At 70.0% G+C, this 12,459-nt stretch carries 12 protein-coding genes; 6 read left to right on the forward strand and 6 right to left on the reverse strand.

Annotated elements, in window-relative coordinates:
- Positions 1-57: 57 nt before the first annotated feature.
- Positions 58-219 (reverse strand): hypothetical protein, encoded by a 162-nt coding sequence (locus ACWEJ6_RS48620; protein WP_452432217.1) that lies wholly within the window; start codon positions 217-219, stop codon positions 58-60.
- Positions 220-1,290: 1,071 nt separating this feature from the next.
- On the opposite strand from ACWEJ6_RS48620, the gene ACWEJ6_RS48625 reads away from it, so the two are divergent.
- The 3 genes from ACWEJ6_RS48625 (at position 1,291) to ACWEJ6_RS48635 (ending at position 5,066) form a co-directional block, all read left to right on the forward strand.
- Entirely contained in the window at positions 1,291-3,033 is a 1,743-nt protein-coding gene (locus tag ACWEJ6_RS48625) for an exonuclease domain-containing protein (protein ID WP_452432218.1), read from the forward strand.
- Positions 3,030-3,347 carry a hypothetical protein gene (locus ACWEJ6_RS48630; RefSeq protein ID WP_452432220.1) on the forward strand — a complete coding sequence of 106 codons (318 nt, stop codon included), beginning with the start codon at positions 3,030-3,032 and terminating at the stop codon, positions 3,345-3,347. Before ACWEJ6_RS48625 ends, ACWEJ6_RS48630 begins: the two co-directional genes overlap by 4 nt.
- A gap of 1,161 nt (positions 3,348-4,508) precedes the next feature.
- Complete coding sequence (locus ACWEJ6_RS48635; protein ID WP_452432221.1) at positions 4,509-5,066, forward strand: hypothetical protein; 558 nt, start codon at positions 4,509-4,511, stop codon at positions 5,064-5,066.
- 211 nt (positions 5,067-5,277) lie between these two features.
- Here ACWEJ6_RS48635 and ACWEJ6_RS48640 read toward each other — a convergent pair whose 3' ends face one another.
- Complete coding sequence (locus tag ACWEJ6_RS48640) at positions 5,278-7,086, reverse strand: hypothetical protein (protein ID WP_452432222.1); 1,809 nt, start codon at positions 7,084-7,086, stop codon at positions 5,278-5,280.
- Positions 7,087-7,594: 508 nt separating this feature from the next.
- Between ACWEJ6_RS48640 and ACWEJ6_RS48645 the strand changes: the two genes are divergently transcribed.
- Positions 7,595-8,581: a recombinase family protein gene (locus tag ACWEJ6_RS48645; RefSeq protein ID WP_452432224.1), complete on the forward strand. Its 987-nt coding sequence runs from the start codon at positions 7,595-7,597 to the stop codon at positions 8,579-8,581.
- Between the two features lie 538 nt (positions 8,582-9,119).
- Here ACWEJ6_RS48645 and ACWEJ6_RS48650 read toward each other — a convergent pair.
- Complete coding sequence (locus tag ACWEJ6_RS48650; RefSeq protein ID WP_452432226.1) at positions 9,120-9,932, reverse strand: SDR family oxidoreductase; 813 nt, start codon at positions 9,930-9,932, stop codon at positions 9,120-9,122.
- 209 nt (positions 9,933-10,141) lie between these two features.
- Here ACWEJ6_RS48650 and ACWEJ6_RS48655 point away from each other — a divergent pair, with 209 nt between their 5' ends.
- Entirely contained in the window at positions 10,142-10,363 is a 222-nt protein-coding gene (locus tag ACWEJ6_RS48655) for a hypothetical protein (RefSeq protein ID WP_452432228.1), read from the forward strand.
- A 144-nt stretch (positions 10,364-10,507) separates the two neighbouring features.
- Here the strand turns inward: ACWEJ6_RS48655 and ACWEJ6_RS48660 are convergent, their stop codons facing one another.
- Both ACWEJ6_RS48660 and ACWEJ6_RS48665 read right to left on the reverse strand, forming a co-directional pair.
- A complete protein-coding gene (locus ACWEJ6_RS48660; RefSeq protein WP_452432229.1) occupies positions 10,508-10,894 on the reverse strand; it encodes a hypothetical protein in 387 nt (128 codons plus the stop codon).
- A 17-nt stretch (positions 10,895-10,911) separates the two neighbouring features.
- Complete coding sequence (locus ACWEJ6_RS48665; RefSeq protein ID WP_452432231.1) at positions 10,912-11,085, reverse strand: hypothetical protein; 174 nt, start codon at positions 11,083-11,085, stop codon at positions 10,912-10,914.
- 59 nt (positions 11,086-11,144) lie between these two features.
- On the opposite strand from ACWEJ6_RS48665, the gene ACWEJ6_RS48670 reads away from it, so the two are divergent.
- Complete coding sequence (locus tag ACWEJ6_RS48670; protein WP_452432233.1) at positions 11,145-11,402, forward strand: hypothetical protein; 258 nt, start codon at positions 11,145-11,147, stop codon at positions 11,400-11,402.
- A gap of 86 nt (positions 11,403-11,488) precedes the next feature.
- Here the strand turns inward: ACWEJ6_RS48670 and uppS are convergent, their stop codons facing one another.
- The gene (gene uppS / locus ACWEJ6_RS48675) at positions 11,489-12,289 is read right to left on the reverse strand and encodes a polyprenyl diphosphate synthase (RefSeq protein ID WP_452432235.1); all 801 of its coding nucleotides are present in this window, start codon (positions 12,287-12,289) and stop codon (positions 11,489-11,491) included.
- Positions 12,290-12,459 lie beyond the last annotated feature (170 nt).

The following is a 12,459-nucleotide window of genomic DNA, read 5'->3' on the forward strand; positions in this document are numbered from 1 at the left end:
GGGCGCGGCCCCTTGAGGAGACCCGTCAGTCGCAGCCGAGGGTGGCGGCGGCGCGGATCAGGTCGCGGGTGAGCTCTTGGTCGCCCTCCCGGCCGACTTCTCGCTGGCGACCGCGGACCGCCGGGAGATCTTCTTCATGCCGACGTTGTAGACGACGCCGGCCAGGGCGACGGCCGCGCTGCCGAGCGCGATGTAGGTCTCGGCGTCCCAGTCCGGCATCTGCGGTCTCCTGCAAGGTGATTGAGGGGCAGGCTGCCACCACTGCGTGGAGGGCAGGCGAAGGTGCTTAGCACACCGTACGCAGACCGCCGCCATGTGCAAGTCCTACAAGGCGGACGAACTGTCACAGGCGCACGTCACGTTGGAAAGCGTTCCTCGCCCTTGCAGTGGTGCCAGCGGCGTCACTGTCGTCCAGAAGGTGTCATCCCTCATGACGACCAGTAAGGGCCGCACGACGGCGCACAACGCGTCCCAGCTGCAAGCCGCCATGGATATCAGCGCCGAGCAGCTGGCCCGCGCTCAAGCCGCCGGCCCTCATCCCCGACCACGATATGCAGACACCACGCTGGTCCGATCCGGTGGTGGACCACCGCACGCCCACGCCGCCGTCCGGCATCCATCTCCCAACCACCCGCCGAGCTTGCCGACCACCGTGACGAGGTACACGAGTCAGGCCCTTGTCCCCGCGCATCTTCGCCCCGCCGCCAGCGCCGTGCTCCTGCGGCAGATGAGTACGCGAGCACATGAAACGCTTGGCCCGCCCCGCCCGCGACGGCGACAGGCCGTGAACAGGGTGGCGGAGGCAAGGGGTGGTGCGCGCGCCCGGCGAGCGGCTAACGTGGGGACGCGGCCACGCGGACATGGCCGAAGCCCGCCGGGGCGCCCATGACACCCCGGCCTGTCAGGGCGAAGGTGCCTCCTGCTTCTCGGCTGAGAAGGTGTGTCTGGCATCAGCCGCGAGTGGTTCAGCGAGCGCCGCCGTCCCGTGGTGGCGCCGTACGCCGTTGCCGTCACCTCGCACTTTCCGCGGGATCGCGCACCGGTCATGGGCTGGTCGCGCGAGGAAAGCCTGCCATGACGCACCCCCACCCTCACGGCACCGCCCCCGACGTCGGCTCTGGCATCGCCTCCGATGCCGGCCACGACGTCGGCCCAGATGCCACTGAGGACGACGGTGTCGCCCATGCCCGACCGGCCAGTTCCGGCGCTCTCCTCCCGCCTCGCGAGGCTGCTCGCACCGGCCGGGGGCGGCGAACCCTCGCCCACACCGCTGCCCAGCTGCGTTAGGCGTTGCGTTTCACCGACGGCGAGTTCGGCCGGGCCCGCGCTGCCGGCCTGATTCCCGACCCCGATCTGAAGACCCCGCGGTGGAGCGGGCCGCTGGTCGACCAGCTCATCGCCGACCGGGAGCGGCTGCTGCAGGCCATCCCCGACGACTTCGCCGACGACGAGCTGCGCGCCGCGCTGGGCCTGGACTATGCGGCATGGCGGCGCGGTCGCGACGCCGCGGTGATCCCGGCCCCCGACCGGCCGCCGTACTGGACCCGGGCCCTGTCCGCCGGGCTAATCGCCGACCGCGACCTCGTGGCGCGCATCCCGCCGCAGCCGCTCGGCGCGCGTCGCATCGCCGAGAGCCTGGCCGCCGCGACCGGCCTGCCGGTGCAGGCGTGCGACATCACCGACCTCGCCGACCGCGGCGTTCTGGAACCGGTGGGGGAGTACGAGGGCTGGCCGCTGTTCGATCCGCGCGCCGCTGCCTTACTGGCCGAAGGGCCCGGCAGCCCGCTCGCCGTGGTGGTCGCCGCCCGGCAGGCATGGCTGGCCGACTCCATCACCCCCGGCGACGCCGCCGCCTGGCTCGGCTGGACCGAACCCGAACTGGCCCGCCACGCGGCCGAGCGCGGCATGCGGCCGGGCCGCTTCGACCGCTACGCCCGCGCCGACATCGCCGCGCTCGCCGGCGACGAAGCCACGGTGGACCAGGTGCGCCGCGCCCGGCTGCTGGGCCCCACGCTCGCGGCCGAGCACCTGGAGATCCGCCGCACTGACCTGGACTACCTGCTGGCGGCCGGCTGGCTCGCCCCCGTCCGGCACGAGCTACGGGAACTACGTGATCACCGCGGCCGCCTGATCAAGGACATCGCCGTACCGCAGTTCACTCTCGGCGACCTCGAAGACGCCCTCGCGATACCCGGGGTGGACTGGGAGGCCGTGCGCGCGGTCCGCCCAGGCCGGCCCTCCCCGCTGCGCGAGCACACCCGTCTGCCGATCAGCCGCGCCACCGCGATCCGCGGCTTTGCCGCCGACCTGGCGCACCAGCACCAGATCGAGGTCTGGCCGCGCTGGGACACCCGCCAGGACATGTGGATCGTGGACTGGGAACCCGGCCTCGACGGCGCCCCCACCCGCGAGCAGGTCGAGCAGGCCCTCCTCACGCACCCGGCCGCCGCCCGGCACGCCGACCACGTGCGGCTGTCCGGCGAGGTCGGCGACATCATCGCGTGGGCTCGGCGGATGCGCCGTCCCGGACAGGCGGTCATCGTCGACTGCGAGACCACCGACCTGAACGGAGTGATCATCGAACTCGCCGTCCTGGCCGCCGACGGCTCCGGCCGCGTTCTGCTGGACACCCTCGTCAACCCCGGCCCGGCGGCGATCAGCGCCGGCGCGTACGCCGTGCACGGCATCAGCGCCGCCGACCTGCGCGACGCACCCACCTGGGACCAGGTCCTGCCCCGCTTCCTGGACGCCGTCGGATCTGCAGCGATCCTGGCCTACAACGCTGACTTCGACCACGGCCGCGTGGCCGCCACCCACCAGGCGGCCGGGCGAGATCCCGCCGAACTACCCGAACGGGAGCGCTGGGCCTGCCTGATGCAGGCCCTGGCGACCTGGCGGCGCACCCACTGGTGGCTGCCCCTGGGCGGCGCCCACCGCGCGCTGGCCGACACCTGGGAGGCCGACCGGGTCCTGGCCACCCTGTGCACCGCCCCCGCCTCCCGCACCAGCCCGACCTCGGCAGGCACGCCATGAACGACGACACCCTGGTCTACCTGCCGGGCCTGCGCACCGCCTGGCTACGCTGGATCTGGGGCAGACCCGGACCCACCGGAGGCTGGCAGCTCACCCTCCCCGGCGCGGCCACCGAAGTGCAGCCGCCACGCCGCGGGATGCCACCCGAACAGGTCGAAGCCTGGCTCCGGGACGTCCTGCGCACCCACGGCTGGCAGCCGGCACCACCGGAGATGTGGCTGCCCTTGCTTCCCTTGCGATCAGGCCGCTACCGCCCCATCCGCGTCCTGCCGCTCCGTGCAGGCCAGGCGCCTCCCCCCTCTGGGCGCGGCTGACCAGACGCTGTCCGCCCGGGCGGAACGCCTGCGGCCGGCCGCTGCCCTGTGCTGCCGCAGGCTGACGTCCGCAAGCTGCCGGTCGGCGCTGGATCTTCCCCCGGCCCTTTCCCCAGCCCGATCACTGGCGCAGATCATCGATCAGCGGGCTCAGCAGCGGCCACATCCATGTCATGGCCGCTGCTGAGCGGGAAGGTGGTCACCATCCGGCCGCCCTGGTCCGGGCGGTCCACCAGCTCACCCTGGAATCCAGGAACCGCGCAAGCTGCTGCACCTGCCCTGGAGCGAAGGTCACCCCCCGCCCCGCCCGTCGGCGCCGATGGGGCGGATCAACGTCAGATCTGCGTCCCGATCTGACGTTGCCATCGGAGCTGCCGCTCCTCCCGCCGCCGCGCACGTTCCGCACGTCTGGCCTGGCGCCGTTCACGACGTTCCTGGCGCCTCGCCGTACGATGCTCGCGGCGGGCCGCCACCACCGCCCGGCGGTGCTCAAGCCACCTCTCCAAGAGCCTCCTTCGATCCCTGCTGCCAGCTGGCATGGTTGCCTTGGCCATCCTGGCTAGGACGACCCCCAACGCGCAGAGGGGAGGCCATGCGGCGGAGACTATCTGCTGCCAGAGTGGGGCCTCCGGCCAAAAGTTGATCACTGCGTGCGCCCTCTTCCTTCCGAACCGGAAGGGCAAGGCGGCCGATGCCACTGCGGCGCTCCTCTATGGCGGCACACCAGCCCGCCCTGCCCAAGGCAAATGCGAGGAAGAGCGCCGTTACTGGCGTACAAGCGGAGACGCAGAAAGCGCTTCAGCCCTGCCGGCAGGGGGCGAGAACACTGTGGTGAAGAACGCAATCACCACCATGAGCAGCGCGCGACACGCCAGGGGCCACGTCACCGCTCGACACCGTGGTGGCGTCGGGCGGGTCGCCTTGGGCTGGAGTCGCACGCCTTCATCCTAGGCGCCCGGCACGACGGACGCAGTGGTAACGGTCAAGGATCATGCGAAACCTGCACACGCGTGCAACGACGTCCTGACCAGTTTGAGGGAGCATTCCCTCGAGCGTCCAGGGCTCAGAGATCGCCGAGGAGGCGCAATGGCTGATCAGCGTGTGGAAGGCGTGGAAGCGGCTGCAGGAGCGACCCGACGTGGTGGAGCTGTCGCGCGCGCGGTGACGGAGGTGTTCGCCCCGCAGTACGTGGCGATCGCCATGCCGCCGGCGGCCGGGCTGCTCGCCGAGGGGTGGCAGGGGCTGGCGTGGGGGCTGCTGGCCGCGGCGTTGTGCGCGGGCGTCCCCGCAGCCGTGATCGCGGTCGGGGTGCGGCGGGGCCGCCTGGATTCGATTCACCTGGTGGAGCGGAAGTCGCGGAAGGGCCCGATGGCGGCAGGGTTCGCCGCCGTGGCGGTCGGCCTGGCCGTGCTCGCGGTGTTGGACGCTCCTGGGGTGGTGACGGCGTCGGCGGCCGTGATGCTGGAGTGGGTGCTGGTGATGGGGCCGATCACCTTGTGGTGGAAGATCAGCTTCCACACGGGGGTGTCGGCGGGTACCGCCGTGGTGTTCGCGCATGTGCTGCCGGCGGTGCCGGTCGTGGTGGTGGGCGCCGTGCTGGTGGCGGTGATCGGGTGGGCCAGGGTTCAGGTGTCTCATCACACGCCCGCCCAGGTGCTCGCGGGCGCCGTCGCGGGGGTCGCCGCCACGGCGGTCACGCTCGCCCTCATGGTGTCATAACCACACATCAGGAAAGCCGGGAGCGTGAAGCTCGGCGAACCGTTTGAGAGCCAGGACAGGCCGTCCTAGAGTAGCGGCTACCTACGCGGGGGAGGTGACGGCACTGCGGAGTCGTGGATCACATCCCTGGGCGTGGCCGCTTTGTGGATCGTGCTGAGGAGGTCGTTGTCGGCTTTGAATTCCTGGTGAGCTGCTTCATGGCTGATGTTCTTCAGGGCGGCCTCCAGGGCGAGCTGTACCTCCCAGGCGCTGAGCTGGCTGGCGAACAAGGCGACGGATCGTACGGCGCCGGCGGTCGCGGGGCCACCGTGGCTGATCGCGTTGCGGATGCGTACCAGCCTGTCGAGCAGATGGGTCCAGCGGGTGTCGAGCGATGCGCGCCACTGGTTGAAGGCGTCGTGGTTGCCAAGCGGCTGGCCAGGGTGCGCAGTCGACGCCGGGTGTGATGGTGTTCGGGGTAGATGTCCAGCAGCTCGGTCAAGGCGGCCTGGGTGGTGCCGGGAACCAGCCCGATCCAGGGGAGATCGTCAGTGCGTCGTGTCGCGGCGGCCACCGTCTGGCGTCGCTCGCGAGCTTGGGGGCTGAGTCCATCCGATGCGCCGCCGAGAGCCTCATGCAGGGTGTCGCGCAGGTGGCCGTGCATGGAGTGCACGATCCAGGCGGGCTTCAGGAACATGGTCAGGTGCTGCTGCCACTTCCCGGGGCCGATGCGTGAGGAGGCGGTTTCGATCACCCGGACGTCCGCGATCACGCGTGCCAGCGGCGCCTGTTCCTGGGCGGCTTGCCACCAGCGCAGCAGGTCGACTGCTTCGGCCAGACGGTCGTCGTCCATGGAGGGCGAGCCGTCCTTTTGTTTCCAGAACGCCTCCATCGCGCTGAACACCGCCGACCGGCGTTCGTGATCCACATGCTGTTGCGCGGCATCGGCGCCGAGCCGGAAGTACCGTTCCGAAGGGCTCCCTTGGCTGATGTGGGTGTGTCCCTCGGCCAGGTGCCAGTCGTCGTGCCCGATGCCGGCGTGGAACTTTCCGACGGCGACCAGCGCGTCCACGTGGTCGCGGGCGACGGTGACCGGATCGGCGTATAAGCGTGCGGGGAGGAAGACGCGAACGTTGACCAGGCCTTGCCGGTGGGGCATCTCGGCCAGGACCTTGCCGTCTGTCGTGGTCCAGTTCCTGGCGTATGAGCTGCACTTGGCTGAGGCGGCCTGCGCGTCGTTGGGGACGTACTCGCTGGAGAAGAAGGAGATGTCGCCCAGTCCGGCGGAGATGACCCGCATGCTGGCCTTTTCGTAGACCAGCCAGACCGCGTGCCAGCTCGTTGGAGCGGGGAGGGCAAGGAAGCGCTCGCATAAGGCGTTCCGCTCATCGATCGTCAGGCCCGCCGGGGCAGGGGGATCTTCATCCTGCTGTCCGGCCTCGACCGTGAGGATGTCGCCGAGGGCGGACTTCATGGCGGCTACAGCCGAGCTGTCATCGGCCAGGACGCCCTGGAGGAGGGCGATGAAGTCGCTGCCGAACTCAAGGGAGTGACCTGTTCGGCGTGCGAGCTCGAGAAACACGTCCCGCAGGGGCGCGATGGCTTCGGCCGACGTCTGCTTTTTGTCGATCTTGGACCATAGATCCCGCCACGCCGCCCGGAGCACCTCGTGATCGTCCAGCTTGCCGAGCAGCGCGCGCAGTGCGGATCTGGCCGGTTCCCGGTCGCCCGACCAGCCACCGGCGCGCAACGGCGTGAGCACACGCTGGACATGCGCCAGCTCTGCGCTCAGGACATTCTTCGCCTTCGTGCCCAGGCCCTGTTTGGCCGCGTGATCGTAGTCCTGCATCGCCGAGTTGAACGCCGCCGGATGGAGATCCTTGTCGAAGGCACGGGGGTCGTCCAGCCACGCCATGAGCTCCTCCGCGGCCGCGGGGAAGCTCGGCACGGCCAGGTCCAGCCAGCGCCGCGCCGGGTCCCGCAGAGCCCTACTCACTTCGCTGGCGGTGGTGGCCGCCACCGTCTCGTCCCATCCGGGCATGTGTTTGCCTCCCAAGTAGCGCAGACCTTACCCAAGCGGCGCCGCCCGCGCCCGGATGTGCTCGGGATAGGCAGGCCTCAGATGATCGGGTAGGCAGGCCTACTCTCGCCAGGTGGCTGCCCTTGCCGCAGGTGTGTTCCGCATGGCACGGTAGGCGTCGTTGCGGTCGCGGCGATGCCTCCCATGTGGGGTGTGTCGCGACAGCTTGGGCTGTCCTTACCGGCGGCCCGTCGGCCCCGCGCTCAGCGGGGATACTCCCCACGTATGTGGGGGTGATGCCCTCCCCAGCAACAGGAGGGCTCATCGGTATCCCTTCGACCAGCGCAAGGATCGGCCCTCATGTTTGACGCCCCCATCGACCTCAGCGACCTGCCCGGCTACCGGGCCGCCGTCAGCACCCGTCCGGCAAGGATCGCGTTCATAGATAGCCGGGCAGCTGTCCGAGGCCAGCGCGCTCCTGGCGCCAGGCGAGCACTTCATCGCCCATTTCTGGGACGTCGAGTCCGGCATGCTGGGCTTGGATGATCGCAGCCAAGGGACAGCGGAGGACTACGCACGGCTCGGCGTGCCGGTTCCCCGCGACGGTGGACGGGCTGACCTGCTGGAATGGGTCGAGCGTGGCGAGATCGACCGGGTGGTCTGCGAACGCATCTCCCGCGTCGTCCGCGACATGCTGCCCAGCCTCCAGGTCGAGCACCACCTCACCTCCCGGGGAGTGGCGTTGGAATGCGCCAACGAGCCCCGCGGCGGCATGACCACCGGACAGCTGGAGCTGCGCCGCAGCGCACAGGTTCGCGCCGAGATCTACCGGCATGAGCTGGTGGAGCAGTCCAGGCGTGGCCAGCGCCAGCACGCCGCCAACGGGTTCAGGCACGGCGCGCACTGCTACGGCTACATCGCGGTGGTGGACCCCGACGCGCCTGCGGCCGCCCACCGGTTCGGCGGCGGACGGCCCAAGATGCGCTTGGCGTTGCATCCCGACCAGCGCCGGGCCGACACCGTGGCGGAGGTGTTCCGGCTGCGCCGCGTCGAGGGGCTGAAGGACGCTGAGATCGCCGCCGTCTTGGCCGCCGACCTCGACCGGCATCCGCTGGCGGAGGGGCAGATGCCGTGGACGGACCGGCGTGTGCGCAGAATGCTGACCCAGCCTAAGTACTCCGGCTTTCAGGTGTGGAATCGTCGAGCGCGCGGCGGCCGGTCCAACCCGATCGCCGACTGGGTCTGGTCTCACCAGCAGGCCCACCCCGCGATCGTGACCATGGAGCAGTGGCGGGAGACACAGCTGGTGACCGCAGACATGTGCCGGCGTCGGGTTCCCGGCTGGGATCGGGTGGGGGAGGCCGCCGCTCAGCGCGGGATCGAGCTGGTGAAGGTCGGCCAGAGCGATACGCATGTGCTGTACGAGATCGGCGGCCGCCGGCTCGTACTGCCTCGAGGGGACATGCCGGCCGCGGTGGCTGATGAGGTCATCCTGCTTCTGCAGGCGGGCGCGTGAGCCGCCACCAGCCGCCTGCCCCTGACAGGCCAGCCACAGGAGCTGGCAGGCCAACCAGCACAGAGAGCAGCACGGAGGCTGCCCCAGAGACCAGCGCCCTCGTGCTGCCAGCGGTCCGGCGGGACCGGCGATGGATCACGGCATCGCCCCAGCACAACATCGTCGTCCATGCCGCCACCCTGCCGGCGCTGCAGACCAGTTATCTTGGGTGCTTTGCGAGCGTCAGGCATGTGAGACATGGGCACGCTCGACGTACGTGCCTTACAGATATCCAATGGATGTGAGACACGTGCGGGACGTTAGTCATGCGTCTCGGAACCGGGCGATGTCCCACTTGACGGGTCGACCGACGCGAGCGCGGCCGGCTCCCAACCGGCCCGGCCGTCGGCGCGCTGCACGCGGGCCAGACTCGAACCGGTGGGGGCCTGCGAGCCGGCCTGGGGCAGCGGACTCCCTGGGTCTTCTAGCCCGAGGGCGTCATCAAACCCTTCAGACTCCTCCTGTAGGTCCGGGTCATAGGTCTTTCCCATCAGCGCTGTCATTTCCAGCGTCGGAACCCGCCCTCGGAGTTGATCACCTGTCCGGTGATCCACGCCGCCTCGTCCGAGGCGAGCCAGCGCACCAGGCGAGCCACCTCCTCCGGCCGACCCCACCGGCCCGCGGGCAAGGCGCCGGCGAGCTGCCGGGTCAGTTCGGGGCCGGCCCACCCAGTATCAACCGGACCGGGATTGACGGTGTTGACGGTGATGCCGCGATCGACGAGCGCCTCGGAGAGACTGGCGGTCATCTGGTGGATCGCGCCCTTGCTGATCGCATACGGCAGCTCGGTCGGCATGGGGCCCAGGTGCTGGCCGGAGGTGAACAAGATCACCCGGCCGCCGGGGCGCTGATCATCGTGTTGAGCCGCGAACGCTTGAGTCAGCAGCACGCTGCCGCGAGCGTTCACCGCCCAAGCCAGATCGAGCTCAGCCGCGGTCACCTGCTCCAGTGACTGCTTCGAGCTGCGGGCATGGTTCGCGATCAGCACGTCAACGTGCCCGAACCGCTGGACAGCCTGCTCGATCACCCACGCCGGCTTCAGCGGATCGGCGAAGTCGGCCTGGACATGCGCCAGCCGGTCGCCCAGGCCGCCCAAGGCCTCAAGCACGCCGGCCATCCCCGCCGGGTCGCTGCCCCACGGCTGATCAGCGTCATGAGGTGTCCATGACTGCACCAGCACCCTGGCACCGGCGGCCAGCAGCTCCCGCGTCAGGGCGAACCCGATCCCGGCCTGCCGGCTCACACCGGTCACCACCGCGACACGGCCGGCCAGAGGACCTCGCTGCGCGCTTGCGCTCTCTTCGATGGTCATCCGGAGATGATCGCTGGTCCGGCTGAACGCCACCACCCCTTTATCGTCAGACAACTCGGACCTCGGTGCGGCAGCGCGGCCAGCACACTTGCCTGACATGCCTTACAAGCCTTCATGCTGCTGACCAGCTACTTCGCTCGAGAACACTAGATAACGATGGCGCGCAGCAAACGCTGACCTTGCTCCTGGGCGCCCCACCGGCCCCTATCGTGCAGGTGCGCCCGCAGGCGGACGATCTCGATGAACTGGCCTGGGCTCGCGCGGTCTATCGTGCGGCCTTGCGCCAGGCGGTGATGAACCTGCGTGATCAGGGAGCATCGTGGAGCGACATCGCCCTCGCCTGCCAGGCGCGCATCGCCGACGCGAAAGCCGACGCGAACGACGCTCCGCCTGACGTCACCTCAGCCGATCCTCTGCGCGGCGCCCCATGATCCACCTACGGGTGGCATCGGGGCGCGGCAGAAGTGCCGGTGCCTGGCCAGGCTGTGGCGCAAGCGGCGAATCCTCCCCGCGATGTCGGCCAGCGGGCAGGACATCGCAGGGAACGGCCTGCCGTGTGTACGTCTTCGCCTCGTTCAGGGGATGAGGTCGAGTTCCACATCGGCGCTGATCGCGCGGATCGGGAACTGCTGGCCGGTCACGATGGGGACGCGACGGCGCAGCGCGGCGTCCACGACGCTCGCGGCGGTGACGGCCTCGGGGGCACTGATGCCCGCGGCACGGAGCGTGTCTGCGATGGCGGCCGCGTTGTGCTGGTCGATGGGAGTGATGACGACCGTCTCGAGTCCGACCAGGACGTCCAGGACGGGGCGAGCCCGGTCGGGGACCGCGGCATAGGCGGCGGTCAGGGCGGGCGCGGGGATGACGAGCGACCCGACATAGGTGTCGTGCATCCAGACGACGGCTTCCATGTAGCGGGTGCTCTGGGTGGCGAAGTCGGTCAAGGCCGACGTGTCGAGCACCCGCCCTACGGTGGCGATCACTGGGCGGCCGCGCGCGCATCCTCGAACTGCTGCTCGCGGTGGGTAGCGAGATCGAGCATCTCGCCGGGGGGCTCGCCGAACAACCTGCGCAGGCGCGCCTTGATGTCGGCGCGCTGCTCCGGAGTCAGTTCCTGGGGCTGCTCGTCGGCGGCCGGCGTGGTGGCGTCCATAGCTCCAGGGTAGCCGCGGGGCGGCCTGGGCGGCCAGCCGGAGGCGAGTGGGGTAACACATGGGCACCAAAAGGCTGGGCAAGCCGCCGGAGACGCCGGCAACCAGGATCAGGGCATGGATGCGTTGCGGTACGTGGCGGCTCCAGGAGAGTCCTGGCGCTCGGCCCCGCATACGGTTCGAGTCGGCCGACGACCTCATCACCACCGAGGTGGAGGGATCGCCGCCCAGGGAGGCGCTCCAGCGGTTCGCCGCGCCCGACGGCGCCCTCCACGCGCTCCTGCACGGCCACGTTCTGGTCGCGACGAAAGGCGAGTGACCCCCGGGAGGTGGCGGGGTCATGGGATCGGGGGTCACGAGAGTCACGACGGTCACCGGGTCATGGGACGGCGGGCGTCACGCGGGTCACGGGGTCACGGGGCTGTGGTTACGGGGTGGAGGGTTCGAGGTCTCGTGGGATGAGGGGCGGCGGGCGGCGTAGGAGCGGAGGGCGCGCAGGAAGTCGATGTGGCGGAACCCCGGCCAGTACACCTCGCAGAAGTGGAGCCGGGCGGTGGCCGACTGCCAGATCAGGAACCCCGATAGCCGCTGCTCCCCGCTTGTCCTGATGATGAGGTCCGGGTCGGGCCGCCCGGCCGTGTAGAGGTGGGCGGCGATGTCGTCCGCGGTGATCGTTCGGGCGAGCTCGTCGATTGGCACGCCCGCGTCCGCCCTTTCGGTCAGCACGGACCTGAGCGCGTCGACCACCTCCTGCCGCCCGTCGTACCCGATGGCGAGCGTCAGGTGAAAGCCTTCCCTGTCGCGGGTACGGTCGACGGCGAGCTTGAGCGCGTGGGCCGTGGGGTCGGGCAGTTCGTCGAGCCGTCCCGCCACGTGGAGCCGCCAGCGGGGGGCCGAGTCGACCAGCCGTCCCGCGATGATCTCCTCGATCAGTCCCATGTAGAAGGCGACCTGCGCTGACTCGCGCTTGCGAACGTTGTCGACGGACGCGACGTAGATGGTGACGTGTCTGATGTCGAGGTCGGCGCACCAGCCGATGACGGTCTCGATGTGCTCGACGCCGTGGCGGTGTCCTTGGCTCGGGTTGTCCAGACCCATCTCCTTGGCCCATCGCCTGTTGCCGTCCATCACCAGGGCGACGTGGGCGGGGAGTGGGCCCTTCAGCAGCCGAGAGCGCAGGTGACGGGCGTAGAGGGCATAGAGCACAAGCAGCACCCTAGTAGCAACTGCCACCGCGGCGGGCGGGCGAGTTCACGCCGCAGTTCAAGGTTCTCGCGCTCGTTGAAGACATTGATGAGAACGGCTGGGCTACCGGGGATAGTCCGCGCGCTGGGAAGAACGGCAGGTTCCCGCGGGACGCCGAGTTGATCGACAGC

It is taken from the genome of Nonomuraea sp. NPDC004702 (genome assembly GCF_053601695.1).